Source organism: Psychromonas sp. MB-3u-54 (genome assembly GCF_002836415.1).
Taxonomy (GTDB): Bacteria; Pseudomonadota; Gammaproteobacteria; order Enterobacterales; family Psychromonadaceae; genus Psychromonas.
This window is the reverse complement of record NZ_PJBP01000166.1, coordinates 14,426-41,077: the sequence shown is the minus strand read 5'-3', so window position 1 is coordinate 41,077 and position 26,652 is coordinate 14,426. Positions and strand designations below refer to the sequence as shown.

Annotated in this window: 24 protein-coding genes, 1 pseudogene and 1 riboswitch; of the genes and pseudogenes, 9 read left to right on the top strand and 16 right to left on the bottom strand. The window is 41.1% G+C overall.

Translation table 11 applies throughout. The features are described from left to right. Positions 1-71: 71 nt before the first annotated feature. The 3 genes from CXF72_RS12730 to can form a co-directional block, all read right to left on the bottom strand. A complete protein-coding gene (locus tag CXF72_RS12730; RefSeq protein ID WP_101039387.1) occupies positions 72-1,586 on the bottom strand; it encodes a YifB family Mg chelatase-like AAA ATPase in 1,515 nt (504 codons plus the stop codon). A 792-nt stretch (positions 1,587-2,378) separates the two neighbouring features. Continuing rightward, positions 2,379-2,681 carry a c-type cytochrome gene (locus CXF72_RS12725; RefSeq protein ID WP_101039386.1) on the bottom strand — a complete coding sequence of 101 codons (303 nt, stop codon included), beginning with the start codon at positions 2,679-2,681 and terminating at the stop codon, positions 2,379-2,381. A gap of 76 nt (positions 2,682-2,757) precedes the next feature. Then, the gene (can, locus tag CXF72_RS12720) at positions 2,758-3,387 is read right to left on the bottom strand and encodes a carbonate dehydratase (protein ID WP_101039385.1); all 630 of its coding nucleotides are present in this window, start codon (positions 3,385-3,387) and stop codon (positions 2,758-2,760) included. A 462-nt stretch (positions 3,388-3,849) separates the two neighbouring features. Here can and CXF72_RS12715 point away from each other — a divergent pair, with 462 nt between their 5' ends. Next, positions 3,850-4,077, top strand: coding sequence for a YheU family protein (locus tag CXF72_RS12715; RefSeq protein ID WP_101039384.1), 228 nt, complete (start codon positions 3,850-3,852; stop codon positions 4,075-4,077). Positions 4,078-4,326: 249 nt separating this feature from the next. Continuing rightward, entirely contained in the window at positions 4,327-4,965 is a 639-nt protein-coding gene (crp, locus tag CXF72_RS12710; RefSeq protein WP_011768808.1) for a cAMP-activated global transcriptional regulator CRP, read from the top strand. A gap of 66 nt (positions 4,966-5,031) precedes the next feature. On the opposite strand, the gene thiQ is transcribed toward crp, so the two are convergent. From thiQ to CXF72_RS12665, 9 genes and pseudogenes are all read right to left on the bottom strand, one after another. Next, entirely contained in the window at positions 5,032-5,742 is a 711-nt protein-coding gene (thiQ, locus tag CXF72_RS12705) for a thiamine ABC transporter ATP-binding protein (protein ID WP_101039383.1), read from the bottom strand. 406 nt (positions 5,743-6,148) lie between these two features. Continuing rightward, complete coding sequence (gene thiP / locus CXF72_RS12700; protein WP_101039382.1) at positions 6,149-7,741, bottom strand: thiamine/thiamine pyrophosphate ABC transporter permease ThiP; 1,593 nt, start codon at positions 7,739-7,741, stop codon at positions 6,149-6,151. Between the two features lie 13 nt (positions 7,742-7,754). Then, on the bottom strand, positions 7,755-8,741 hold the full coding sequence (gene thiB, locus CXF72_RS12695) for a thiamine ABC transporter substrate binding subunit (protein WP_232784976.1): 987 nt from the start codon (positions 8,739-8,741) through the stop codon (positions 7,755-7,757). Between the two features lie 55 nt (positions 8,742-8,796). Further along, positions 8,797-8,890, bottom strand: a riboswitch (TPP riboswitch). A 738-nt stretch (positions 8,891-9,628) separates the two neighbouring features. Further along, a complete protein-coding gene (locus tag CXF72_RS12690) occupies positions 9,629-10,537 on the bottom strand; it encodes a DMT family transporter (protein WP_101039380.1) in 909 nt (302 codons plus the stop codon). A 296-nt stretch (positions 10,538-10,833) separates the two neighbouring features. Next, positions 10,834-11,256 carry a hypothetical protein gene (locus CXF72_RS12685; protein ID WP_101039379.1) on the bottom strand — a complete coding sequence of 141 codons (423 nt, stop codon included), beginning with the start codon at positions 11,254-11,256 and terminating at the stop codon, positions 10,834-10,836. A gap of 172 nt (positions 11,257-11,428) precedes the next feature. Further along, positions 11,429-11,797, bottom strand: coding sequence for a VanZ family protein (locus CXF72_RS12680; RefSeq protein WP_101039378.1), 369 nt, complete (start codon positions 11,795-11,797; stop codon positions 11,429-11,431). A gap of 258 nt (positions 11,798-12,055) precedes the next feature. After that, positions 12,056-12,376 (bottom strand): heavy metal-binding domain-containing protein, encoded by a 321-nt coding sequence (locus tag CXF72_RS12675; protein WP_101039377.1) that lies wholly within the window; start codon positions 12,374-12,376, stop codon positions 12,056-12,058. After that, a pseudogene (locus CXF72_RS12670) lies at positions 12,376-12,492 on the bottom strand (heavy metal-binding domain-containing protein); the annotation flags it as partial. The pseudogene CXF72_RS12670 and the gene CXF72_RS12675, both read right to left, overlap by 1 nt. 311 nt (positions 12,493-12,803) lie before the next feature. After that, positions 12,804-13,127, bottom strand: a complete 324-nt coding sequence (locus tag CXF72_RS12665; protein ID WP_101039375.1) for a hypothetical protein — start codon at positions 13,125-13,127, stop codon at positions 12,804-12,806. Between the two features lie 671 nt (positions 13,128-13,798). Here CXF72_RS12665 and CXF72_RS12660 point away from each other — a divergent pair. Both CXF72_RS12660 and CXF72_RS12655 read left to right on the top strand, forming a co-directional pair. Continuing rightward, positions 13,799-14,269 (top strand): RT0821/Lpp0805 family surface protein, encoded by a 471-nt coding sequence (locus CXF72_RS12660; protein WP_101039374.1) that lies wholly within the window; start codon positions 13,799-13,801, stop codon positions 14,267-14,269. Between the two features lie 180 nt (positions 14,270-14,449). Further along, positions 14,450-15,082, top strand: a complete 633-nt coding sequence (locus CXF72_RS12655) for a DUF502 domain-containing protein (protein WP_101039373.1) — start codon at positions 14,450-14,452, stop codon at positions 15,080-15,082. A gap of 590 nt (positions 15,083-15,672) precedes the next feature. Here the strand turns inward: CXF72_RS12655 and CXF72_RS12650 are convergent. Continuing rightward, complete coding sequence (locus CXF72_RS12650; RefSeq protein ID WP_157823258.1) at positions 15,673-15,987, bottom strand: AbiTii domain-containing protein; 315 nt, start codon at positions 15,985-15,987, stop codon at positions 15,673-15,675. Further along, positions 15,984-16,301, bottom strand: a complete 318-nt coding sequence (locus CXF72_RS12645; protein ID WP_101039371.1) for a hypothetical protein — start codon at positions 16,299-16,301, stop codon at positions 15,984-15,986. The genes CXF72_RS12650 and CXF72_RS12645 overlap by 4 nt, the downstream gene beginning before the upstream one ends. Positions 16,302-16,711: 410 nt before the next feature. On the opposite strand from CXF72_RS12645, the gene torE reads away from it, so the two are divergent. The 4 genes from torE (at position 16,712) to torD (ending at position 21,348) form a co-directional block, all read left to right on the top strand. After that, positions 16,712-16,882, top strand: coding sequence for a trimethylamine N-oxide reductase system protein TorE (gene torE, locus CXF72_RS12640; RefSeq protein WP_101039370.1), 171 nt, complete (start codon positions 16,712-16,714; stop codon positions 16,880-16,882). A gap of 42 nt (positions 16,883-16,924) precedes the next feature. Then, a complete protein-coding gene (gene torC / locus CXF72_RS12635; RefSeq protein ID WP_101039369.1) occupies positions 16,925-18,103 on the top strand; it encodes a pentaheme c-type cytochrome TorC in 1,179 nt (392 codons plus the stop codon). A gap of 12 nt (positions 18,104-18,115) precedes the next feature. Then, the gene (gene torA, locus CXF72_RS12630) at positions 18,116-20,608 is read left to right on the top strand and encodes a trimethylamine-N-oxide reductase TorA (RefSeq protein WP_101039368.1); all 2,493 of its coding nucleotides are present in this window, start codon (positions 18,116-18,118) and stop codon (positions 20,606-20,608) included. A gap of 86 nt (positions 20,609-20,694) precedes the next feature. After that, positions 20,695-21,348, top strand: a complete 654-nt coding sequence (gene torD, locus CXF72_RS12625) for a molecular chaperone TorD (protein ID WP_101039367.1) — start codon at positions 20,695-20,697, stop codon at positions 21,346-21,348. Positions 21,349-21,497: 149 nt separating this feature from the next. Here torD and torS read toward each other — a convergent pair whose 3' ends face one another. Further along, the gene (gene torS / locus CXF72_RS12620; RefSeq protein ID WP_101039366.1) at positions 21,498-24,536 is read right to left on the bottom strand and encodes a TMAO reductase system sensor histidine kinase/response regulator TorS; all 3,039 of its coding nucleotides are present in this window, start codon (positions 24,534-24,536) and stop codon (positions 21,498-21,500) included. 68 nt (positions 24,537-24,604) lie between these two features. On the opposite strand from torS, the gene torT reads away from it, so the two are divergent. Next, on the top strand, positions 24,605-25,684 hold the full coding sequence (gene torT, locus CXF72_RS12615; RefSeq protein ID WP_101039365.1) for a TMAO reductase system periplasmic protein TorT: 1,080 nt from the start codon (positions 24,605-24,607) through the stop codon (positions 25,682-25,684). On the opposite strand, the gene torR is transcribed toward torT, so the two are convergent. Next, a complete protein-coding gene (torR, locus tag CXF72_RS12610) occupies positions 25,668-26,393 on the bottom strand; it encodes a two-component system response regulator TorR (RefSeq protein ID WP_101039364.1) in 726 nt (241 codons plus the stop codon). The two genes, torT and torR, sit on opposite strands and share 17 nt — an antisense overlap. Between the last annotated feature and the right edge of the window lie 259 nt (positions 26,394-26,652).

Below are 26,652 nucleotides of genomic sequence, written 5' to 3'. Positions count from 1 at the left end.
TTATGGCTTGACAGGCTTTAGTTAAAAAGGAGCGTTTTATTCTAAAAATGCTCCTTTTTTTTATCCATTTTTTATAATGACAGATTTTTTAACAAACGGTCCATCGCACGATATGCAAGGGATTCCGTCAGATGATGACGTTCTACCTTTTCGCTTTCAGCCAAATCAGCAATACTCCGAGCCACTTTTAACAGACTGTGCCAGGCACGAATCGATAATCCCATTTGATTAATCGCCTGTTCAAGAAACTGTGCATCTTCAAGACTTAACCGGCAATAGGAGGCTATCTCCTGAGTTGATAAAGCATTATTTAGTTTGCCCTGCCTTTGCAGCTGCTTATCTCTTGCTTTTAACACGCGATTTTTGATTATCTCACTGCTCTCTCCTTTGAGCACATGCCCGACCTGCGAGGCTGCCAAAGTGCCTTGAGGTAATAAAGGCACCATAATAGAAAGTGCAAACCGGTCTAAAAATGGTCCGGATAAGCGCCCTAAATAACGTAAAATCTGATCCGGCGTACTGCGTCTTAAATCACCACTAATATGTCCGCAGGGACTTGGATTCATCGCGCCGATTAATTGAAAATGTGCAGGAAAAGTGACTTGATTTGCCGCTCTGGAAATAGTGACTTTATGACTTTCAAGAGGTTGACGTAAACTGTCTAAGACTGCGCGCGGAAATTCCGCTAATTCGTCGAGAAATAAAACACCACGATGAGAAAGTGATATTTCACCCGGTTTAGGTTTCCCCCCTCCCCCAACCAACGCAACGGAAGAAGCACTATGATGAGGGCATCGGTAAGGCGGCTCAAACCAATCATCCCGTTGCTTGCCGCAAACCGAATAGATAGCGGCGGTTTGCAGCGCGTGTTTTTCGGTTAACCTTGGTAATAGGGTCATAAAACGTTCCGCCAGCATGCTTTTACCGGTTCCGGGTGGGCCCACTAGAAGCAGGTTATGCCCGCCAACAGCAGCTATTTCTAAGACTCTTTTTGCCTGTTCCTGCCCTAATACATCGCGCATATCCATCGGATTTATTGCTTGGGTTTTAGGCGCGGCCTGTGCTTCGGGTAATGTTTTCTGTTTTTGTAAAAACGCACAGACGCCAATAAGATTGCGTGCGACATAAGCTTTTGCACCGGTTAACGCACTTTCATTTTGATTTTCCGGACAAATAATTAAATAACGGAAGTTTTCTTTGGCAGCCAATGCGCAGGGAATTAAACCATCAATGGGCCGCAGTTCACCGGATAAAGCGAGTTCAGCAAAACACTCAAACTGCTCAATGCCATCGCCTCTAATTTGTTCTGAGGCGATCAAAATACCAAGGGCGATCGCTAAATCAAATCGTCCACCCTCTTTCGGTAAATTAGCCGGCCCAAGATTAACGGTGATTCTTTTGCTGGGAAATTTAAAGTTACTATTAAGAATGGCACTGCGTACTCTTTCTTTCGCTTCTTTTACCGATGTTTCCGGTAAACCAACCAATGAAAAAGCCGGCAAGCCGGTGCCTAAATGTACTTCCACTAAGACCTCGGGTGCATCTACCCCTAATAATGCGCGGCAGTATAAACTTGCGAGTGCCATATATTGTGCAGCCCTTAATATAGGTGATAAAAGTTTAGAGAAAATTAATTAATTGCCGTCAATATAAGCAAGGTTATAAAAGTTTAGAGAAAATTGATTAATTGCTATCAGTATAGGCAAGGTGATAAAAGTTTAGAGAAAATTGATTAATTGCTATCAGTATAGGCAAGGTGATAAAAGTTTAGAGAAAATTAATTAATTGCCGTCAATATAAGCAAGGTTATAAAAGTTTAGAGAAAATTAATTCATTGCCGTCAATATAAGCAAGGTTATAAAAGTTTAGAGAAAATTGATTAATTGCTATCAGTATAAGCAAGGTGATAAAAGTTTAGAGAAAATTAATTAATTGCCGTCAATATAAGCAAGGTTATAAAAGTTTAGAGAAAATTAATTAATTGCCGTCAATATAAGCAAGGTTATAAAAGTTTAGAGAAAATTGATTAATTGCCACCAGTATAGGCAAGGTTATAAAAGTTTAGAGAAAATTAATTAATTGCCGTCAATATAGGCAAGGCTATAAAAGTTTAGAGAAAATTAATTAATTGCCGTCAATATAAGCAAGGTGATAAAAGTTTATAGAAAATTAATTAATTGCTATCAGTATAGGCAAGGTTAAAGATTAAATAGCGTTTTATAGAATAACGGCAGGACAGCGATAAAATAGATGACAGCAATAGAGCGAACGGACAAGGCTGATCGGATATTTATTGCTTATAAAAAAGCCAACTCCAGATAGAATTGGCTTAGGAAAATAGCATCCTTATTTTAAAAATAAGGAAATTTCAACAATGATTATAATGAGGAAAAATAAGCGGCCACATTTACCATATCAGCATCGGATAACGCCTGTGCTTGTGGTGTCATCAACATAGACATTCCGCCCTTACGTTGTCCCGCTTTATAGGCTTTTAACGAGGAGAGCAGATAAGCTTCTTTTTGCCCTTTTAAATTAGGATAAATTGGTGCGACTGAAATCCCCTCAGCGCCATGACATGCAGCACAAACAACTGATTTAGCTTTGCCCGCTTCTAAATCTGCAGCGGATACCAATGTTGGTGCAATTAAAAATAATGATGCGAGTAATAATTTTTTCATTAATATTTCCTTTTTAAGACATTAAGTATTGTAACCCATTATATCTTAACCCGAGAATGATTAAGATAATGTGAGCTTAACGAATATGATATAAATCATTTATTTTATCTAAATTATCAAAGTTCACATTAAGATCTTTCAGACGACCGTCCTCCACGGAATAAATAAATCCATGAACCGTCAAATCTTGTCCATTTGCCCAGGCTTCTTGAACACAAGTTGTATGGCAAACATTTTTTGCCTGCTCGATAACATTAAGCTCGGTAAGATAATCTAAACGTTGCTTGTCTGTCATTTCGCTGGTAAAACTATCGCTGAATTTCACATAAATATCTTTGATATTACGCAACCAACCATCAATCAAGTCAAACGATTGTCTTTGCATCGCGGCGCGAATACCACCACAATCATAATGCCCGGTAACGATAATATGTTTAACTTTTAAAACATCCACGGCATATTTAATAACCGACATGCAGTTCAGATCAGTATGCACAACAAGGTTTGCAATATTGCGATGAACGAATATATCCCCGGGGAATAACCCTAATAATTGATTGGCGGGCACACGGCTATCGGAACAGCCTATCCATAGATATTCTGGGGACTGTCGATTAGCAAGTCGCGGAAAAAAAGTAGGATCTTCTTCATTAATTTTTGCAGCCCACTCTTCGTTCTTTTTTAATAACGCTTCTAATAAACTCATACTTACCTTTCCATTTGATGTACATTCACACTCAAGCAACTTGAGGAATATTTATGCTTATATCCTATCTGGATTCATATGCATAACTTAATCGAACATTTTACTATATTACGTAAGCCATGAGGAAACAGATCACGGCGAACAGGAGATCTCTTTAGCCGAAAAAACAGTGTAAGCAACTTGATGAATATTTATACTCATACCCTATCAGGATGCAGATACATAACTTAATCGAACATTTTACTATATTACTTAAGCCATGAGGATACAGATCACGGCGAACAGGAGATCTCTTTAGACGAAAAAACAGTGTAAGCAACTTGATGAATATTTATACTCATACCCTATCAGGATTTAGATACATTACATCACTTAATCAAATATTTTGCTATATTACCTGAGTCGTGAGGGAACAGCAGGTCTCTTCAGCCGAGAAAACAGTGCGCAACTTGAGGAATATTTATGCTTATACCCTATCAAGATCTAGATGCAGATACATTACATAACTTAATCGAACATTTTGTCTTACGTGAGGGAACAGACTACGGAGAACAGGAGGTTTCGTTAGCCGAGAAAACAGTACAAGTATTCACCTTATTAAAGCGTGGCAGCATTGTTATTCTCTACTCAGAACTTTCCGAGAGCGTGACGCTTATTCGCAAGGAGCAACTATCCCAACAACAGCAATAAACAATTGATTAAAATTCAATCAATTCTCTACTGTGCCTACAATATAAAATAAATTAATACAAAATTAATTGGTTTTTTTGACAAAGATCTGATTTATCAAATAGGATAACAGCATAAGTGTTATGGGCATCTATTAAAAAGAGATACAATAAAATTCTATTCCATGTAAATAACTGTCATTATTATTTTGGCGAATAAACCAAAACAAGAAATAGCACATTAGCTATTCATACCTATTAAGGGAGATTTATGATAATAACCAAACCTCAAACCGATCCAACGTTGGAGTGGTTTTTATCACACTGTCACACACATAAATATCCAGCTAAAAGTATACTTATTCATGCTGGAGAAAAGGCCGATACACTTTATTTCATCGTTAAAGGCTCGGTTGCAGTTGTGATTAAAGACGAAGAAGGTAAAGAAATGATTTTATCTTACTTAAATCAAGGTGATTTCATTGGTGAATTAGGTTTATTTGATAAACAGGAAAATCCAATTCGCAGTGCTTCAATTAAAGCAAAAACCCCCTGTGAAGTTGCTGAGATTTCTTATAAGAAATTCAATCAACTGATCACTGTCAATCCTGAAATTTTAATGCGTTTATCAAAGCAAATGGCTGATCGTTTACAGATTACAAGCCAAAAAGTGGGTAACCTTGCCTTTTTGGATGTCACAGGACGTATCGCAAATACACTGCTGGATTTGGCCAAGCAGCCGGACGCAATGACTCACCCCGATGGCATGCAAATCAAAATCACTCGTCAGGAAATAGGTCAGATTGTCGGTTGTTCACGTGAAACAGTTGGTCGAATCCTTAAAATGCTTGAGGAGCAAGGTCTTATTTCTGCTCACGGCAAAACAATTGTGGTTTTTGGGACGCGCTAAGCTCACCGATAACTTGTAAAAAACCGCTTAATTGCGGTTTTTTTAACAGTAAAATAGTGATACTCACTACGAGGGTAAACCCGCCTGCAGGAATTTTTTTAAATTATCATTTTGGTGGCTGCCCGTAAGTACAGAGATCTCATCAATACTGCTTATAGCGCCATTATTTACAAAGAGATAATGTGATGCCACATTGATAGCATCGGAGATATGGTGAGTGACCATTAAAACCGTTACATTTTTGGTAGCAGATAAATCTTTCACAATAGTTAACATCTCTTCTCGTAAAATAGGATCCAGAGCGGAAAAAGGTTCATCGAGTAACAACAGGGATTTATTTTGGACAAAACATCGCGCCAACGCGACACGCTGTTTTTGCCCTCCGGATATTTGCTCCGGAAAACGCGATAAAAGTTTATCTATTCCAACTTGTTTAGCAATATTCTGTACCTTTTCACGATCTGCGCTACTTAATTTAAGACCGGGGTGCAAGCCTAAGCCAATATTATCTGCAACAGATAAATGCGCGAATAAATTGTTTTCTTGAAATAACATAGCCATCGGCCGTAGATGCGGTTCAACATCCACAACAGATTTCCCGTCCATAAAAATATCACCACTGCGTGGATGAATAAAACCCGCCGCTAAATTTAACAGGGTACTTTTACCTGCACCACTTGCCCCCAAAATGGCGACAATAGCGCCCGGTGGAATTTCCACATCAAAACTAAATTCCTCCTGCCGATAGTAATATTTAACATTAAAAAAGTTAATCATATTTACCTTAAGTCATTATTTTAAAAGTCTTATCAAAAGTAAATTAATGAATGTGCATATACCCATGTTACTTCAAGCTGCTTTGTCAGGCGCAAGGTCTTCGATCAGAGCAAGGCGCAACATGACCTTTCGAGCGATTAACTGCGTTAATCCTCTAGCGGTAGATGTAAATGCAAGCATTTACATCTTAAATGGTTATTCCCTTTTCGATTGATGCAACGCAGCGCTGGTTTTCGACCTTGCGCCCCGTAGGGTAAGGTAAATTGTGCCAATCTGCGTTGTTATAAAATCTCTATGTAGAATAACTAACCTTCAATTTTATGCCTAGCATCTCAGCACAATTTTCCTTGCTGACTTTGCATCTTGAAGTATCATGGGTATAACATCATCAGATTTCGATTAATGGTTAATATATCTTATTTTTACTGCTGATCTGCTCTACAGCACTAAAGATACCTATGCTCAAAATAAATAAAAATAGAGACACAACCGCAGCCGACTCCATCTGATAACTACCCAATAATTGCAATAGATACAGAGGTAAGGTTCTCAAATCTTGACTGCCGAACAGTGCAATTGCACTGAGATCTCCCATAGACAGTACAAAACTAATGGAAAAAGCATGAATAATTGGTCGCTTTATAGCGCGCCATTCAATCAGATAAAAACGTGAAAATCCAAAAACACCTAAACTTTCACATAATCGGTCATATTGCTGAGCAACTTGTAACATAGGTTGGGCAAGCGTTTTAATCACATAGGGTAAAGCCATCAGGGCATTCACCGCGATAACGATGACAATGGCAAAACTAAATACATCGGTTATATTTCTGAGCAATAGAAACAAACCTGTACTAATAACCAGACCCGGTGTCACTAAGATGATAGTGGCAATTAATTCTAACTGATCAGCTTTAAAATCAATGCCGACTAATCGCCAGGAGCGGCTGGTAAGCAGCATAAAAAATCCCGCAAAAAGCGCAATAAAAGCGGCAAAAATTGCCACTAAAAATGAATTTTGCAGTGCATCCCAAAATGAAGTCGAACTGATCACACTCATAAATTTTGCATTAAGACCGTTGATCACAATCATCAGTAAGGGAGGAATAACCAGAAAAAGTACCAGACTTATCCACAATGAATCCCAAATTTTTGCTGCCCTATTATCATTAAATAAATACAAGCTTTGTTTACCTGCCGTGTTGGAAAGAGGCACCGGCCGCGAAAAACGTTGGATTCCTATTGCCAGGCTGCCGCAAAGTAATATTTGCCACAGTGCTAATAGGGCCCCCGCTTGTAAATCAAAATCAAACTTAATAGCCTGATAAATGGCCAGCTCAATAGTTGTCGCTTTCGGTCCGCCTCCCAGCGCCATCACAGTCGCAAAGCTGGTAAAACAAAGCATAAAGACCAATCCGCAAACGTGCGGTAACTGTTGGCGTAAGCAGGGCCATTCGATTAATTTAAATTTATTCCAATGAGAGATGCCAAGATGTGATGATAACTGGTGGTGCTCACTGGGAATAGAGTGTAAAGACTGCAAGAGCAAACGCGCTGCAAAGGGTAAATTAAAAAAAACATGCGCTAAGAGTATGCCGTTTAAGCCGTAAATAGAAAATGGTAGTGTTTGATCGATCATTGCCAGTAGTTGTGCTATCAAACCACTGTTGCCATAGACAGATAACAAACCAAAAACCCCCACTAATACCGGTAAAACCAGGGTTGTCGCAAATAATTTAAGTAAAAAAGACTTGCCAAAAAAGTGACGACGAGAAAGCGCATGAGCCACAGGGATCGCCAGGCCAACGCTTAATATTGTTGATAAAAATGCTTGATAGAAGCTAAATTTTGTAACGTGACGGTAATAGGCGTCTTGCCATAATAAAGCGGGGTTAAAACCGGGCGAGTAAAATAACAAAGCAGAGACAGAAGCCGCAACAAAAAGACAGATAAACCCGGCAATAATTAAACCGGGTAAAGTATAAGACTTTGCAGGCACAGTGAGCGAATGTTTAATAAATTAAAGAGCTCTGCCACTCTCTTATCCATGCTTTTCTATTATTGTCGACCTTTTCTGCTGTAAATGAAAAAGACCTTGAGGGGATAGTTAATTTTTTAAACCCTTCAGGAAGCGCCACATCGGTAACAGGATACATCCAATTCCCGGTCGGCATCAGTGACTGGAACTCATCACTGACAATAAATGCCATAAACTCGTCTGCAAGCTTTTCATTTTTACTGCTTTTAACTTTTGCTGCAACCTCCACTTGCGTGTAATTACCTTCAGAAAAATTGGCCGCAGCATACTGATTTTTCCCTTCAGCAATAATATGATAAGCGGGGGACGTTGAGTAAGAAAGTACCATATCGGCCTCCCCTTTTAAGAACATACTATAAGCTTCAGACCACCCCTTAGTCACAGTCACGGTTTTTTGCGCAAGTTTCTTCCATGCATCATCGGCTTGATCACCATAAACCCATTTCATCCATAACATTAATCCCAATCCTGGTGTCGAGGTGCGGGGATCCTGGTAGATAACGTTAATATCTTGACGTTGCTCAACTAATTCTTTTAGGCTTTCAGGAGGATTTGACAGGGTTTCTTTATTATAAACAAAGGAAAAATAACCATAATCAAAGGGCACAAAGGTATTATTCGACCAACCATCGGCGAGGATCACTTTACTCGTATCAACCTTGTGCTTTGCTAATAGTCCCGTCTTTTTGGCTTCAGTCATTAAATTATTGTCGAGTCCCAGCAATACATCTGCTTTAGTATTTTTCCCTTCTAAGCGCAATCGATTTAAAATTGAAACACCATCGTCCAATGCAACAAATTCCAGACTGCAGGCGCAGTTTTTTTCGAATGCCTGTTTAACTTTAGGACCGGGTCCCCAATCTGAAGCAAAGGAGTCATAGGTATAAACGACCAGTTTTTCAGCCAATACCGGCATTGAAATGATGACCGACAAGGCCATTAAAGGAATAATTTTTTTCACTATGCGCTCCATTTTTAGTTTGAAAGCATAGGATTGACAGGCAGATCATAAAAATAACACTGATAAGCTCAATTCCTACGCCAGCATTATCTGGTTCAGGTATACGGGTTTAATCATCTCAGCTTTTTAAAGCACCCCGTTGAGAAAGACTATTGTATACCCAAAAAAAAACAGAGGCACCCAAAGCTTTGCTTTTTTAAAAAACAGTTTAGATAATTTTCTGAAAGCCACTGCCGATAGCTAATACGGAAATAATTTAATTTAAAATCAACCCATTCCGGGGCACATAATACATCTCTTAAAAAACCAGACACCCAACAGATCGATCTTTGTGCCGCTGATTATAAAGACAGCCCCTCCGATTGCGCTAGTATTGCCGAAAAATTCAGCAATATGCGATGAATTCTACGTCTCAGTTCAAAAGAGCGAATGATCAGGGGAAAATAGGCTGATCTGATATTTACCATTATTTGGGATTTTTATTCAGTGAATATTGTGCAGCGGGGATCTGGCGGAGATAGGTTCTATTAATCTTAATCCGGAAAACAGTAAAGCTGATATTAATACCAAAAGAACTAAAAAGGTGATCAGTCTAGTATCTTCGGACTTAAATAAGCCTATTCATTTTTATGATAAAATTTTTTGTCACAAACTTAAAAGTACTAACACAGAAGGCACAGAGGCGCTGCGTAGAGTAAAGACTCCTATGTAAGTCCCCGTACACAATGTAATTATCCAACCCAGATCATTGAAGGGGATGATGAAATTAGATCATAAACTTAAATCCGAAGGCACTCGCTGGTTAAAATCAATTCGAACTTCGTGGTGAGTTTTATTCATAACGTCCTGTTCTTCACAATATTGGCCATTACTTTGACCGCGCCACCTCACGGCTTGCAAGTTTCAATATCAACATTAGATGGTTTCATTACCTGTTGGAATATTAGTCCGCTTACAATCATAGCCAAGCCAATCAGGGTTGAGGGCGGAATGGTTTCTCCAATGATATAGGCAAGCAGTAGCAGCGAAATAAAGGGTGAGATAAAAATCAGGGTGCTGATCCGCCCAGTATTGTCAGTGGCCTTAAGCGCAGATAACCAGAGCATAAAGGTGATCCCCATCTCAAATAATCCAACGTAGGTGACCGCCAACCAACCTTGAAAACTTTGCTCCCAGATAGCGCCTTCATAAATACACAGAGCAACAGCAAAAGGTAAAGCAACGATAAATCCCAGAAGAACTCCGACCACAGGATCGGCTTTGTTTTTTGCGTTTAAAATCCAATATCCCGCCCAAAGCAGTGTTGAAAGAAGTGCCAGAATAACGCCCAGAGGGCTGTCAAAATCTAAAGCTAATAGATCGCCCTTTGTCGCTATAACAATGACACCAGCGTATCCCAGCGCACAGGCAATCCAGTCCTGCTTACGAATTTTTTGCCCTAAAAACAATGCAGCCATTAAGGTCAGTGTAATTGCCCAACTGTAGTTTAAAGGCTGAGCCTGAGATGCAGGAAGTAAGTCATAAGCTTTAAATAGAATCAAGTAATAGGCAAGCGGGTTTATTAGCCCAAGAATCAGATAGTTGAGTGGATTAGAAAAAAAAGTGATACGCAGCTGATGCAGCTTTCCCTGCATATAGCAGATAGCCGTTAACACAATGGCAGAGACAAAGCTCGCTACGGTTAACATTTGAATCGGAGTAAACTCCTGAAGTGTCAGCTTAAATGCGACAGCTACGGTTGACCAGAGCAGTACGGCTGTAAGTCCTAGCACTAATGCGCGTTTTTCATTCTTCATTATTTCAGATTATTCCTAATCGTTGATCAATATACAGAAGAGTTTAAGCGAATTCTGTCGGGAGAGAAAGGAGTATAGAAATAATAAAGGCTCAATCAAGGTTGATTTGAACAGCTTTTTTGATCTCATAACGCTCCGATCACAGCTGAAATTTATCAGGATTTACTATTCGCCTTTGTAACTACCTGTTTTTTAGCCATTCCCATCCGTTTGCGAATATCAACCCGGCGTTTATCCTGCCGCTGGTTAATTTTCCATGAAGTGAGTCATGACAGATCGATATGGGAGTCAATAATCTATCCCGCTTTATGCTCAAGGTGGCAACCGCAACTTTTTACCTTTTCCTTCAACAAGCTCTGCCTCATGGCGGTATATTTATTGCCGCAACGGCATAAACATAAATACGTAATATATCCCCTAATACGCTTAACTGTTTGCCCCTGATTTAATGTTTTACATAATACTGTCAGGTAACCATATTGATTATTGACCAGGGAATTGTGAACTTTGCTATGGCAACCACAACTGCGGATCAGCGGATCGATGCGATTAAAAAATTGCTTATTTTCAACTAAAAGATGATCACCACATTTGCATATACATAACCAATAATTGAAATTATCAGCTACCAGATGGCGATCAGAACTGGCGCGTTCAATAACCAATAAAGATCCAAATGTCTTGCCCTGAAAGTCGATTTTCTGCTGTTTCTTTTCCATTGAGATCCTCAAAATGAAGTTAGTTGTCCGTTACAACTTTGCACAGAGTGGTGAGTAAAACAGGTCATATTTTATAACCTGTTCAATAAAAAGCTAAGACGTTTTTTTGGCCGCTTAGTTATGCTTTTTTTAATAATCTAATTTTGTTCATCTTTATTGTGCTTTGAATTATTTATTCACACTTTGATTTAACAGTAAAAGTCCAACTTATCAGCTTAGCTATCAGGAGACCACAGACAATACCCGTGGTATTGGCAGCCATATCCAGCCACTCTCCGTAACGATTAACGTAGGGTTGCAGTAATTCAATCACGCCGCTCCAACAAATAAAAAACAAGCAGATCAACTGCCAATATTTTGGTTTACGCAAAGCGGTTGGAAAGATCAGTGCGCCATAAGCAATAAAGTGATGATTTTTATCACTACCGGGTACAGAGGGTAAATTTTCCAGTGGATAGAGAGACAGCAAGGTTATTACCGTAAGAATGAAGAGTGTGATAATAATCCAATAGCTTCTAATAATAGCGAGTAGTAAAATCATTCAATGCCTTAAGGTTCTAATAATAGCTAATAATGAAATCATTCAATGCCTTAATAATGGCGAGTAGTGAAATAATTCAATACCTTAAGGTTCTAATAATAGCTAATAATGAAATCATTCAATGCCTTAATAATGGCGAGTAGTTAAATAATTCAATACCTTAAGGTTCTAATAATAGCTAATAATGAAATCATTCAATACCTTGAGGTTCTAATAATGACAAGTAGTAAAATCATTCAATGCCTTGCTGATATAGCTTCATAATTTTTTTAATTTAACCGCAGTGCCAAAAGCCATTATCTCAGACGAACCATCCATGATTGCGCTTGTAGTAAAACGTATACCGACAACTGCATCGGCTCCCTTTTCATTGGCGCTTGCAACTAAGCGTTGTATTGCGAGATCTCTGGCCTCGGTTAACATTTCTGTATAGCCTCTAATCTCACCACCGACAATGCTTTTTAAACCCGCCATGATATCTCGGCCTATATGTTTAGCTTGAACTACATTGCCCGTAACAACGCCTACTATCTCTGTAATTTCTTTACCTGGAATAGTCTCGGTGGTTGAATAAATCATAAATCCTCCTTGATATCTCGTCCGATATGTTTAGCTTGAACTACATTGCCCGTAACAACGCCTACTATCTCTGTAATTTCTTTACCTGGAATAGTCTCGGTGGTTGAATAAATCATAAATCCTCCTTGAAAACATAACTAGGCTGTAGAATGACTCTTACAGCCAAATTTTAGAAATAAGCGCGTTCTTTTAACCAACTATAAGCGCGTTTAAGATACTAGGCAATACATTTATAACGCTTAAAAAGACCTTTAAATTTTCCAAGCAAATTATTTTTCAACCTCAACGCCTTGCTCATCGATAAGCAAGTTAGTACTGTTTTTACTGCCTTTTATTTTTAGAAAAAACTGCGCCAACCGTTATGCATCACCCTAATTTGGCTGTTATGTTTAACCGCCCCCATCATTTCTGCAATAACAGCTACCGATTATGAAATGAAGTTCGCTTCCATCATTTCCACAATAACTGTTTGTGATATTTTGTTAATTTCGTATTCAGAGGATGAATAAATATCCCCTTCTTTATTACCCAAAGCTATGTCGACGACATGGGGTTTATGATCATGAATAAGGATAACTATCCTCTTATCCTGGCTAATACAATCAATTGTAATTGCATCCGCTTTCATACCTTGATTACGCAAGGTTTTATCCATTATCCCCATTAAAACATTGATATTATCAAATTTACTTTGGAAAAAATCATTTGCACTAGCAACAATCTCTGATAAATTTTTTAGCTTACTCTTCATTTTTAACTCTTATTGATTAGGTGAAACCAAACGTCTTAATAACAGCCGTACAGTGGCTTTTAGGTGTCATGCAAGTAGCTGTACGTGCTATTTTTCACAAAAATTCCTTTTTGCCAAACGAAGTTTACCATCCTTGTGCTCGTTTTTTTGGCAAATTATATACTTGGAAGACGGTAACTAACGGTCACTTTAGGATGAATCAAAATCTCGCATGACACTATTAGAAATAACAATCTGCCTGGCAGATCAATACTTGAGTTTTTTATTTGCCGTTGTTCATTTACCTATTAATGTTAATAAATAACAACTTACCTACTTCCCCCGCTCAAGAAATCAGGTTTTTGAATTGAAAAATCAATTTATTCCGACTTTTGATTGCTGCTGTCAGTTTTAAATAAATAGTCCCTTTCTAAGCAGTGCCACCAGCTGCAATGAGGTAAAGAAAAAAGGCTCAAACCTGAGGGTAAAACGCTTTTATTCGTCCTATACTGTTAATCATATTCTTAACTTTTTCAGCCAGACTATAAGCGTTCCGGTCATTTTTTCTGCCGAACATCCCAATGGCGATAGAGTTAATCTTCACTGGCGGCGAAAAAACCCTCTTTAGTCCGCACCTTAGTCATCAAATATTTAAGCACTGTGAGCAAGTTGAGATAAAAAGGAGAAAAACGATGAAACAAATGACAGTATTATTAATAATTATTGTATTTTCACTGGCGGGTTGTACGCAGCCTATGGGCTCCAAGGAAGGTACAGGCACTCTCCTTGGGGCAACCGCCGGTGCCATACTCGGTTCCAATGTCGGCAAAGGAAAGGGCAATGTTGTGGCTATTGCTATTGGCACTCTGGCGGGTGCCCTGTTTGGTCAGGAAATCGGGCGCTCGCTGGACAGGGCCGATCGCATTGCCATGGGCCAGAACGCCCAGTACTCACTGGAACATACTCGCAGCCATGAAACGACCAGTTGGAATAATCCTGACTCCGGCAACAGCGGTTCAATGATGCCCACTCGAACCTATCAGCAGACAACGGGTCAATATTGCCGCGAGTATCGCCAGACAGTCGTGGTTGCAGGCAAAAAGCAGGATGCATACGGCACGGCTTGCCGTCAGCCGGACGGCAGCTGGATAATTAATAATTAACAGGATCTATATGGCGTTCGAAGGAGCTCTGTCCTATCCCGCAAGCAGCTTGCTACTGTGCACAACTGCGGATTTTTCAGCGCAGCCTGTGCATTTTTTCCGCTACGAAGCAGCCAGCTTGCCTGTAGACGCCCTCAAGCCTGAGAAGACGGCAAACTCTTTCGCACGGAGAAGATCATAATGTTTGCTTTTATCAGCAAAAATATTATTACTGGACTAGTGGCAATGCTGCCAGTGCTGTTAACACTTTATCTACTCTACTGGTTTGCCGTTTCCGCAGAATCGCTGCTCGGCGGTCTGATTCAGGCCCTGCTCCCTCAGGACTGGTATTGGCCGGGGATGGGACTGGCTACCGGCCTACTGGTTGTATTTATCACCGGACTGTTGATGAATGCCTATCTGGTGCAGCGCCTGTTTGCCAAAGGTGAGCAGCTTTTATACCACATGCCTCTTATCAAATCTGTGTATCGGGCTATCCGTGATTTTTTTAACTATTTCTCACCGGCCACTAAAAAAGAGTTTCAGCAGGTAGTTGCGGTAACCCTAGGCGATACCGGCATGCAGATCATCGGCTTTGTTACTCAGGCGGAACCTGCGAAGCTGCCGGAGGATTTTCGCGAAGATGACTGTATCGTGGTCTACCTGCCCCTGAGCTATATGATAGGCGGTTACGCGGTGCTCATTCCCCGCAACAGGGTTCGCCCACTGAATATGAAAGTAGAGGAAGCCATGCGCTTTACCCTGACAGCTGGAATCACTGGCGCACCCCATCCTGAGCAGAAGAAAAAACAGCCTCATTCTAAGGAAGAATAAGGCTGCAGTTAATTGTGCGAGCCAGTCGACTAAAACTGTACGCGCAAAAAGTGATAGGAGCATGTTCATCGATGTACGGATGTTATGTAAAATACAGAGATAACGCCTAACGGACTGTAATGAAACTCTGCCAATAACAGAGACTAAACGACCTGTTGTCCCCTCTATAATATTACGCGCACTTTTTAAGCTGTCTGACAAGATGAGTTTTTTCGGTTTAGGTAAACCTAGTGCCTTTGGACTTAAATAAGCCGATTCATTTTTATGATCAAGTGTGCGTGGTGATCTTTTGTAACAAAGGCACTGCCACAGAGGGTCACGCTACACAGAGAAAAGACGAGTGGTAACCGACATAAGTTAACATAGAAAAAGTAACTGTCTATATTGTTTATTATCAATTGGTTATGGCGCATTCAGGTTGTTAATTTATAATGCAAACTTAAATCCGAAAACACTCGCTGATTATCAATCGTAGAAATGTCAGATTCCAGTTCTGCTTTATCTGTATCTTGTAAATTTAATTGACCTATTGAGGACTTAAGTAACTCTATAAATTGTGCAATATCATCATTACTAATTGTAAAATCCAGTCATTTTTTCGAATTATCTGATGCTTGCTGAAGTTGATAGTTTTGCATACTACCGATGTTATTGGTAATTGTGTAAACAACACTTTCAGCTGCTTGTTTCTCATTATTTAAAAAAGTCAGACCTCCACCTATCATTCCTTTCTGTTCAAGTTCCAACGCCCAGTTAATAATCTCGTTTATCAATGAATCTAAAACACCCTGTACTTGATTGCCCCCAACTTGAAGAAGAGGCGCCATTAGTATGTCCATACCACCCATGAAATCATCCCGAATCTGTGCTGAAAAACTTAAAGTTAAATGACCAGAGCTATTCAATTTGACAAGGCATCAGCAGCAAGATACCGACTATTAAGTTGACTTAGGTTAGCGGCAAGGTCAACAACATGCTCAACCCGAGTCGCTCCTTCAATATCTATTATTTGACGTGAATCCTGTGCATAGGCTGTATTTGAGTTCAGATAGGTAATGCAGATCGTAGATATTTCCAATCCCCGCTGAGCCTCTTCTGCACTGCCGTTGTAATACCAGCCTAACCCGTCTGCTTTACGACCCGATTTACTGATAAAACTGGCATCAATCGCTGCAATTCGTTCTTTCTGCTCAGGAAAGGTCAGTGCAATTAATGTCATGTTAAATTCGGCATAATCAAAAGCGCGATGAGACCAGCGTCAAAATCGTTTTTCATTCATAAAGCTGTATCGGCTCATATTTCTAAAGGTTGCCTTGCCTTGAAAGCAACCAAAACAGCAAACAGAGAAAGCATAAAGGTTCTCTGATGCTTTTTAATATTGGACATTGACGTTAAAATCCCCCCCCCCCTAAAACTGTCCAGAGTGTTGAACCCTAAACAGGTGGAAAAAATCACCTGAGTTAAACGCATAAACATATAAATTAATGACTATGCAGGGGTCATTGAGCACCTACATTCATAATCTTTCATATATTGTCTAAGTTCATTCATACATTGTCTGACCGCCATTAACAACTCTTACCTAAGATAGAAGTCATCGGAACAAGTAACTATTTAGGTGAGTAAATTATGACCACAAAAAATTTAGGTGACCCCCAAAAAGATGTGAAATCGAAAGAGCTAAAAGCACTCGGATTTATCATTTTTTTACTCTTTCCAATCATCACCGTAACAGGTATTGGCATATACGGCTTTGCTATTTGGATGATCCAGGCATTTGGTGGCGTTGTCGCACACTAATCCTCAAGCAAATCATGAGTCAATATTATAAAGGATGCTGTTATGAAATGGTTTATTAACACTTGGCGAACACTTAACCAGCCAACCAAATACCTCACATTAGGGACTATTAGTCTGTCAGCTTTTTTGATGGGAATTATTTTCTGGGGCGGATTTAACACTGCTCTAGAAATGACCAACACTGAAGAATTCTGCATTGGTTGCCACAGTATGGAAAGTAAACCCTACCAGGAGTTACAACAGACAGTGCATTGGTCAAATCACTCGGGGGTACGTGCAACTTGTCCTGATTGTCACGTTCCACATAATTGGAGTCGTAAGATTGGCCGGAAAATTGAAGCATCCCATGATGTGTGGGGATGGTTGATGCAAACGGTGAATACCGAAGAGAAGTTTGAATCGCAACGGCTAGAAATGGCCAGTCGCGAATGGAAACGTTTCGACCGTGATGATTCATTAGCCTGTAAAAACTGTCATAACTATGACTCTATGAAATGGGATGACATGTCAAAGCTGGCTCAAAAACAGATGAAACGTGCCGCTGAGAAGGATCAAAGTTGTGTCGATTGTCATAAAGGCATTGCCCACAACCTTCCTGATATGGGGACGTCACGCGCACCAGAGCTTATTGCTCAAGTGGGAACGGGAGAAACAGGCCTTGTTGTTGGTGACAGCTACTTCACAGCATTAACGAAGCCACTTTATTTTAACGACACAACAGATGTTGAAGCAGGCACCCTAAACGTTGCCACTAAGGTGACAGTGCTGGAAACCAATGGCAATCGAGTAAAAGTGGGTATTGATGGCTGGCGTAAAAAGATTGGTGTAGGTCGAGTGATCTATTTCGATTTCGGTCTTAATATTCTGTCAGCTCAACTGTCAAAAGATGCAGCCGTAGAAGAAGGCATCATGGCAGTTTTCGAAGAAAAGGAAGATCCGATGACCGGGCTAAAATGGCAACGTGCTGAAGTCAAAATTTGGACCGATTCTGACTACCTTGTCAACGAGTTACAGCCACTTTGGGACTATGCACGAGATACTTATAGCAGCAGCTGTAGCGTTTGCCATACCCAACCTGATGAAAAACACTTTGATGCCAACAGCTGGCCTGGCATGTTCCAAGGGATGATAGCGTTCGTCAACATGGATCAAGATACACAAGCGCTTGTTCAAAAATACTTACAAGAGCATTCATCTACTTTCGATAAGTCAGCGCATTAATAGGATATCATAATGAACAGAAGAGATTTTCTTAAAAGTTTAATGGCCACTTCTTATATTGCTCTAGGCAGTGCATCAGTATTGGCTCCATTCAATGCACTTGCAGCAGCGGGCGCTAAAACGAATAATGACTGGCTTACTACGGGTTCGCACTTTGGTGCATTTAAAATGAAACGTAAAAATGGGGTGATTGATAAAGTTATTCCTTTTGACTCAGACAAATATCCTACCGACATGATCAATGGTGTTAAAGGCTTGGTCTACAATCCATCACGGGTTCGCTATCCAATGGTGCGCTTAGACTTTTTAATAAAAGGTCACAAAAGTAACACTAGCCAACGCGGTGATTTTCGTTTTGTGCGTGTCACTTGGGATAAAGCCCTGACTCTGTTTAAAGATTCTCTTGATGAAGTGCAAACTAAGTACGGTCCATCAGGGCTGCATGCAGGCCAAACAGGTTGGCGCGCAACGGGACAACTCCATTCAAGTACGAGCCATATGCAACGTGCTGTCGGTATGCACGGTAATTTTGTCAAAAAAATTGGTGACTATTCAACCGGTGCTGGCCAAACGATTCTGCCGTATATTTTGGGCTCAACAGAAGTTTATGCCCAAGGCACTTCATGGCCGCTGATCCTTGAAGAATCTAACACCATCATTTTATGGTCTAATGATCCCTATAAAAACCTACAAATAGGTTGGAATGCCGAAACACATGAATCCTTTGCCTATCTTGCTGAGCTTAAAGAGAAAGTGCAGCAAGGTAAGATTCGCGTGATCAGTATTGACCCTGTCGTGACCAAAACCCAACGATACCTAGATTGTGAACAACTTTATGTTAACCCACAAACTGACGTTGCGTTAATGCTGGGTATTGCCCATGAAATGATCACCAAGAAGTTACACGATGAGAAGTTTATCGAGGGTTATAGCCTTGGTTTCGAACGATTTCAGCCTTATGTACTAGGTGAGTCCGATGGCCTCGCTAAAACACCTGAGTGGGCAAGCAAAATCACTGGTGTTAGCCCAGAAATCATCCGTGATTTAGCCAAGGTGATGACTAAAGGCCGTACCCAAATCATGATGGGTTGGTGTATTCAACGCCAGCAACATGGTGAACAACCCTATTGGATGGCGGCAGTGCTTGCCACTATGATTGGCCAAATTGGTTTACCCGGTGGTGGTATCAGCTACGGCCACCATTATTCAAGTATTGGCGTACCGTCATCGGGCGCGGCGGCACCTGGAGCCTTCCCTCGTAATCTTGACGGGGATCAAAAGCCCATTTTTAATAGTCATGATTTTAAGGGAGCAAGTAGCACAATTCCGGTTGCTCGCTGGATTGACGCCATTTTAGAACCAGGCAAAACCATCGATGCTAACGGTGCTAAAGTGATTTACCCTGATATCAAAATGATGGTATTTTCAGGCAGTAATCCATGGAGTCATCACCAAGACCGAAATAAGATGAAGCAAGCATTTCAAAAGCTTGAATGTGTGGTCACTGTCGACATAAACTGGACAGCAACCTGCCGCTTCTCTGATATCGTCTTACCGGCTTGCACCACGCTCGAACGTAACGATCTTGACATCTATGGTAGCTACGCCAACCGCGGTATTTTAACGATGCAAAAAATGGTTGAGCCTTTATTTGACAGTTTGTCTGATTTTGAAATCTTTACCCGCTTTGCAAAAATCATGGGCAAAGAGAAAGAATACACTCGTGGTATGTCAGAGTTTGATTGGCTTAAAAAGCTCTATGACGACTGTAAAGCGGATAATGTAGGCAAGTTCGACATGCCTGATTTCGATACTTTCTGGAAAGATGGCTATGTACATTTTGGTGAAGGCCAACCTTGGACACGTCATGCGGATTTCAGAAATGATCCGGAAATTAATCCACTGGGTACTCCCTCAGGTTTAATTGAAATCTTCAGCCGTAAAATCGCGAAATTTAACTATGATGACTGCCCTGGCCACCCAACTTGGATAGAGAAAACCGAGCGGAGTCATGGTGGCCCAGGTTCTGATAAATATCCAATGTGGATGCAATCTTGCCACCCGGATAAACGCTTACATTCACAAATGTGTGAATCGCAGCAATACAGGGAAACCTACACAGTACAAGGCCGAGAACCTGTGTACTTAAACCCTAGCGATGCTAAACAGCGAGGCATTAAAGATGGCGACATCGTTCGCGTTTTTAACGGCCGCGGCCAACTTTTGGCTGGCGCGGTAGTGTCCAATAACTTTCCGCGTGGCATTATTCGAATCCATGAAGGTGCGTGGTATGGCCCGGTGGGCAAAGATGGCAGTAAGCAAGGTGGGAACGAAATGGGGGCGTTGTGTAGCTATGGTGATCCAAATACCTTAACTCTGGACATTGGCACCTCCAAACTTGCTCAAGCCTGCTCTGCATATACTTGCTTGGTCGATTTCGAGAAATATCAAGGTAAAGTACCTGAAGTCAGTTCATTTAATGGCCCAATTGACACGCAAATCTAACTTGCTGATAGTATTCTAACCTTACGCCAAGCTCACTCTTGGCGCTTAAGTTAACGACCTAAATTGGGTCAAAGGAGATAACATAGATGAATGATAAGAGATTATATGACACCGCAATGAACCAAGGTCGTTCTATGGTGTATAAACTGCTCTCATCGCTCTTTGCAAAAGAGCTCGATCATCAGCTATTAAAAGAGCTCACTGCGAGTCAGGCTCAAGCATTTTTGGCGCAACTAGCGAGTGACCCCTTGTTTATTCAAGACATCGCAACCTTAAACTCAGTCCTTAATTCAACACTTAACAACGTAAATACCGACCACGCCCTATTAGAACTCGCAGCGGATTATTGCGGCTTGTTTTTGGTCGGCACAAAGCATAGCGCTAGCCCCTATGCCAGTTTATATCTTAAAGAGAATGCACCCAACAAAGATGTACTGTTATTTGGTGAACAACATCAACAAATGCAAACTTACTTACAACAAAGCCAACTAACGGTTCAAAGTGAGTTTCCAGAGCCGGCCGATCATATCGCGGTGATCTTAGCTTATGTTGCCCATCAAGCTTGTGCTAGTGATGATAAAACTCAACTTGCCTTTATTAATCAGTATCTGAATGCTTGGCTAGGGAGCTTTACGGATAAGGTGACATCCCTTGACACCGGAAAGTTCTATGCCGCCCTTGCCCATCTTACTCAAACTTGGGTCGCCAGTGATTGTGAAGGACTTGCTGCCGACCAGTAATCAATTTGTCTACCATAGAGACCAAAACACCGTGCTTGCCCGGTGTTTTTTATGCTTGGTTTTTAGCCCTATGATGAATTTTCCACCATACAGAATAGACAGTGCGTTAACAATCTGACGGCAGACGCACAGCTTATTTTGAGTTCAAGCTAGTTCACTAACTTCAGCTCAAGTGCGTTAATTGATGCTTGCCATACTTGCTTAAGCAACTGAGATGAATCATCACTGATCCCATCGGTCTCTAATTGTTTGCACAACTGACTCAACTTAATAAAACCGATACTGGCACTGCTGCCTTTAAGCGCATGTAGCAATTTAGCACCCTCGGCAGGTATTGCCCTGAGCGCATTAATTTGCGTGGTACTGCTGGTTCTATAAAGGGTTAACATCTCGTTTAACGCCGCCACACCTAGGTACTGCAAATCGTCATTAATTTGCTGTTCATTTAATAATGGCTGATTGATAACATTAACGCCGCCTTGTTGCAACGCATGCAATATCGGTTGCTCCGACTCAGCCACATCATTTATGGCACTGTGAGAGTGCTTTTCAAGCGTATCAGTAGCAACACCAATCCAGCTGGCTAATGACTGCATATTAAGCGGTTTTGCCAATACATCATCAAAGCCTGATGCTTGATAGGTTTTAATGTCATCCTCTTGAATTTGTGCGGTAAATGCTGCAATGATGACGTCTAGCTGAGCCAGCTGAGCGATCTGTTTGAGTTCAGACAATAATTCGACGCCAGAACCATCGCCAAGTTGAATGTCAAGCATGATGCCGTCAAATGTCGAAGCACTATCAACACAGTACAAGGCACGTGCTTGAGCACAACTTTCAGCCAACACCGACTGATGGCCAAGATGTGCTAAAAAGCCTTGTGCCACCATCGCGTTCACCTTGTTGTCCTCGACCACTAATACACATTTAGGCGCGACCTGTGGTAACGCCTCCCTGGCAGGTTCATCTGCTTGCTCACAAATATGTAATGGCAAACTAAACCCAAAAGTGGAGCCTTGTCCAACACCACTGTTAACCCAAATACACTGGGTTGAAGTATCCACTGCGTTCATTAAAGAGACCAATTCTTTACAAATGGCAAGCCCAAGCCCGGTCCCCTTTGTTCGCCCTTGATTAGGTTGAGCACTATAGGCGATAAACAATTTTCCCATCGCCGCCGCGCTAATCCCAACGCCGGTATCAGCAATTTCAAATGCTAAACGCTGCTCAACAACAGATACTCGCAACTGAATTTCACCCTTGGGTGTAAACTTAATCGCATTGCCGAGCAAGTTAAACAGTACTTGACGCAATTTTGGACCATCTATATTGACCCATTTTGGTAAATGACTTCGCACTAAATATAGAGATAATCCTGACAATCCGGCACCGGCTAGCATAATTGCCATGACCTCATCCAGCAGATCGTCTAGTGCGACCGCTCGAGGCTCGTTGGTTAATTGTCCTTCCTCCAAACGAGAAAAGTCCAGAATGTCGTTGAGTACCGTTTGCAGCAACGTACCGCTGTAATGAGATAAAGCCAGCATTTGCTTTTGTGCTGGCGGTAATGGAGAGTAGCCCAATAAAGTAAGAGTGCCTAACAGGCCATTTAACGGCGTGCGAATTTCGTGGCTCATGGTGGCTAAAAATAGCGATTTGTCTTTATTGGCTTGCTCGGCCATCACCCTTGCTGCCGAATGTCCTTTGGCTTCTGTATCTAACTGACGATTTGCTTCGGCAAGCTCAATGGTGCGCGCATGAACGGTACTTTCAAGTGAAGCTTTATGGGCAAACAATTCTGATGCGGTTGACTGTAGCTCTAATTGCAGCGCTTGATTGTGTGCGGTTTTTTGTTTAAAAGCTTCAATCGCGGATGCCATGGCGGTGAGTTCATCATTTCCATGGGGGTCAAGCACGACCTCTGTATTACCTTGGCTTAATTGAGATAATGCCGCAGTCGCTTCATTCAGGCGTAAGGCAATCCCTTTATAAATAACGCGATAAACAACTAATATCATGATTAATAACATTAAAACCCCTGTAGCCCACAACCCTAGCTTGGCCCACAACAATTGTTGTAAAAACTCATTACGAGCATTATCTGCCCGTTGTTGTTGTGCTGTCATCGCACGATCAACAGACTTATTCAGTTGGCCTAATTTATCAGTCAGCATTAACAGTTGCGCATTTTGTTTTGCTAACAATTGAGCATATTGCTGCTGTAAACGTAAGCCAACATTCACTTCCCTTAACATAATCAACTGCTTCTCAAGCTCTGTTGCTCTAACGGGATCACGAATCACCCCATTAAGTAACTCAAGTGGCATCAAATCAATTTCCCCATTAATAGCTGAAGCTGAGGAAGTGCTTGGAAGCTCGTTGATGTTCTTTGAATTGAGATGAGTCGCATCATGGCTATAAGTCGTTTTAGAAAGCACTCTCGCCATACTGTTTAACACTTTATTCAATCCGAGTTGCTGCTCAGGAGACTGTAACAATTGGCCCACTAACGCAATATGATTAACCAATGCCAATGCTCTATTCAAACGCTCACGAACATCTAAATCTTGCTCTATGATGGTATCGAGGAGGTAGGCACTTTTTTCAGGCCCCGCGACTTGAGGATAAGCTAAACTCAATTTAGCCAAAATAGTTGAATCGACCACTGCTTGCTCAGCTTCAAGTAATAAACTACTGTTACTGGCGGCTTGTGCAAGGTCCCGCCCATTTTTCTTCAATTGAGCAGTGAGCGCTAGACGATCCCCCACTTGACGGCCAAATATCGATAAGTCGAGGATAATTTCGCCGGCTAATAGCGCTAAATGCTTATCTTTGCTGGCACCACTAGCTTGTACGTTTAGGGAGTGAAGTCGTTTAATAGCGGCAAGTAAATTGGTACTTTCGAGCGATAACTTTCGACCAAGAAAAACGCGTTGTGCCTCTTCTTCGACTCGTTCAAGCCCTTGGGCATTGTCGAGCAAGCTATTAGAAGACTGCATCAATTGCCTTGCAACCTCTGATGCGGGTAATGCCTCTTCATATAAATACTGGTCGGCAAGCTTTACCCAATAAAGCGAAACACTGCCAAGGCTCACCAACATTAATAGTAACAATCCAAGAAGACAGAATGCCAACATGAGACGGCCAACTAAGCTCTTGCTTGATAGTGATAAAGTGCTCACACGCATTCCTTAAAATGTTATAATCATTAAAATTATTTGTTGAAAGGTTCAGAAACCTTAAGTGAGACAGTAATATGCGTCAACTCATTTATATGCTGATAGTTTGCTTAGGGTCAATATCATTACTTGCTGAGGCGAACTCCGATACCACTTGGACATTAGAACAACGCACGCCCTTTAATGTCAAAATCCAAGCAGTAAAAACGATACTATATAATCAACTGACTTCTGCCCAAAAACCTTGGCGAGTATGTGCCTTAGTTCCACACCTTAAAGACGCCTATTGGATCGGCATCGACTCTGGTTTGGTATCACAGGCTATCCGATTAGGTATCAACTTAGAATTATTTGAAGCTGGAAGTTATTACAGAAAAGATCAACAACTAAAACAACTTGAATACTGTCTTAATCAACCGTTCGATGCCATCTTACTTGGTACAGTGGATCCGAATTTACTTAACCGCTATCCGGGACAGATAAATAAACCCATCATAGCATTAGTTAATCGACTTGATAGCCCCATCATTAAGACTCGCGTTGGGGTAAATTGGTATCAAATGGGCTGGGTTGCTGGGCATTTTATCACCCAATCTGTAAAACAAGCACCGCCCTCACCACCAGTAAAGCTGGCACTGCTTACTGGTCCAAAAAGTGTCGGCGGAAGCCACTGGGTTGAGCTTGGTATCCATGATGCGATTGCCAATAGTGCTATTGAGATTTCGTCGATTCGCCATACTGATAATAATCGCGATCTTTATCGTGACCAGCTCCAGAAGCTCCTTAACGATCATATTCCTGATTATATTCTTGGCAGTGCCGTTGCCATCGAAGCGGCCATAGGCTCATTACAGCATAAAAAGTTAACTGAGCAAGTTAATCTTGTGAGCAGCTATTTGTCTCCCGCGATTTCACGTGGACTCTATCGTCATAAAGTAGCCTTCAGTAGTGATGATCAAGTTGTCCTGCAAGGAAGATTAGCCATAGATATCGTGGTGAAAGAACTTGAAGGAGCGAATGCATTTGGGGATATAGGTCCACAAATACAGGCGTTAGAACAAGGGGCAGTACAACATAATGTGCTTCAAAACAGCTTAGCCCCCGCAGACTTCTACCCTATTTACCGAGTGATGCCACCAACTAGTCTTCAACCTTAGTGGCGAACAGATAACCTTCCCCATGCACAGTCACGAACAGGTCGGCTTGCAGTTTATTGCGTAAACGACGAATAATGACATCTATGGTTCTATCATTTACATCTTCATTGCGGTGGCTAGTTAGCTGCATCAAGCGCTCTCGAGACAATACTTGCTGTGGATGCAATGCAAAGGCTGTTAGTAATTCAAACTCGGCTTTAGTGAGCTTAATCACCTCGTCACCTCGACTGAGTTTGCGACTGTTTAACTCCAGAATATATTGATCGAAGGCAATCAGATCGTCGCTTTTCTCAAGATGACCTACAGCTTCTTGCTGTGCTTTTTTGACTAACGAAATCCGCCAAAGTAAATTTTTAACTCTAACGAGTAATTCTCTTAATTCAAATGGCTTAGTCACATAATCATCGGCACCCATCTCAAGCCCTACGATTTTATCAATGGTCTCATCTCGTCCAGTGACTAAGATAATACCCACATCTGAGCGACTTCTAAGATCGCGCGCCAAACTCAACCCGTCTACACCTGGCAAATTAATATCTAACATCACCAAATCGACATGTTGTTTTGCAAAGTATTGCCACATCTGTTCACCGTCTTCAGCTTCAAGAACACGGTAACCTTCTCGCTCAAAATAGCCTTTTAATCGAGCACGGATCACCGCATCATCATCAACTACGAGTACTGTATTAGTTAATCCAGTATATGCCATCGTCCAATCCTGGTAGTGTTTATAGCAATGGCTGTTATTATTCATGATTTTTCATATTTTCCTATAAAATTATTCGAGTAAAGAGTGGCAGTAACAAAATGCCTAATTTAAGCATGATATCTTTAACACGCTTTTGCCAAAGATCATCTTTACTTCATATATGCGAAGAAACAGCTAAATAAACAATATGCTATAGATCCAACATCAGAAGGCAATGGTATCTGTTTACTATTTTACTTTGATGGGAAAGAATGAAAAA

Bases quoted from the DNA above. Each gene is read 5' to 3' on its own strand.
- CXF72_RS12730 (WP_101039387.1), bottom strand. From the start codon at position 1,586: ATGGCACTCGCAAGTTTATACTGCCGCGCATTATTAGGGGTAGATGCA.
- CXF72_RS12725 (WP_101039386.1), bottom strand. From the start codon at position 2,681: ATGAAAAAATTATTACTCGCATCATTATTTTTAATTGCACCAACATTG.
- can (WP_101039385.1), bottom strand. From the start codon at position 3,387: ATGAGTTTATTAGAAGCGTTATTAAAAAAGAACGAAGAGTGGGCTGCA.
- CXF72_RS12715 (WP_101039384.1), top strand. From the start codon at position 3,850: ATGCTTATACCCTATCAAGATCTAGATGCAGATACATTACATAACTTA.
- crp (WP_011768808.1), top strand. From the start codon at position 4,327: ATGATAATAACCAAACCTCAAACCGATCCAACGTTGGAGTGGTTTTTA.
- thiQ (WP_101039383.1), bottom strand. From the start codon at position 5,742: ATGATTAACTTTTTTAATGTTAAATATTACTATCGGCAGGAGGAATTT.
- CXF72_RS12690 (WP_101039380.1), bottom strand. From the start codon at position 10,537: ATGAAGAATGAAAAACGCGCATTAGTGCTAGGACTTACAGCCGTACTG.
- CXF72_RS12685 (WP_101039379.1), bottom strand. From the start codon at position 11,256: ATGGAAAAGAAACAGCAGAAAATCGACTTTCAGGGCAAGACATTTGGA.
- CXF72_RS12680 (WP_101039378.1), bottom strand. From the start codon at position 11,797: ATGATTTTACTACTCGCTATTATTAGAAGCTATTGGATTATTATCACA.
- CXF72_RS12675 (WP_101039377.1), bottom strand. From the start codon at position 12,376: ATGATTTATTCAACCACCGAGACTATTCCAGGTAAAGAAATTACAGAG.
- CXF72_RS12665 (WP_101039375.1), bottom strand. From the start codon at position 13,127: ATGAAGAGTAAGCTAAAAAATTTATCAGAGATTGTTGCTAGTGCAAAT.
- CXF72_RS12660 (WP_101039374.1), top strand. From the start codon at position 13,799: ATGAAACAAATGACAGTATTATTAATAATTATTGTATTTTCACTGGCG.
- CXF72_RS12655 (WP_101039373.1), top strand. From the start codon at position 14,450: ATGTTTGCTTTTATCAGCAAAAATATTATTACTGGACTAGTGGCAATG.
- CXF72_RS12645 (WP_101039371.1), bottom strand. From the start codon at position 16,301: ATGACATTAATTGCACTGACCTTTCCTGAGCAGAAAGAACGAATTGCA.
- torE (WP_101039370.1), top strand. From the start codon at position 16,712: ATGACCACAAAAAATTTAGGTGACCCCCAAAAAGATGTGAAATCGAAA.
- torC (WP_101039369.1), top strand. From the start codon at position 16,925: ATGAAATGGTTTATTAACACTTGGCGAACACTTAACCAGCCAACCAAA.
- torA (WP_101039368.1), top strand. From the start codon at position 18,116: ATGAACAGAAGAGATTTTCTTAAAAGTTTAATGGCCACTTCTTATATT.
- torD (WP_101039367.1), top strand. From the start codon at position 20,695: ATGAATGATAAGAGATTATATGACACCGCAATGAACCAAGGTCGTTCT.
- torS (WP_101039366.1), bottom strand. From the start codon at position 24,536: ATGCGTGTGAGCACTTTATCACTATCAAGCAAGAGCTTAGTTGGCCGT.
- torT (WP_101039365.1), top strand. From the start codon at position 24,605: ATGCGTCAACTCATTTATATGCTGATAGTTTGCTTAGGGTCAATATCA.
- torR (WP_101039364.1), bottom strand. From the start codon at position 26,393: ATGGCATATACTGGATTAACTAATACAGTACTCGTAGTTGATGATGAT.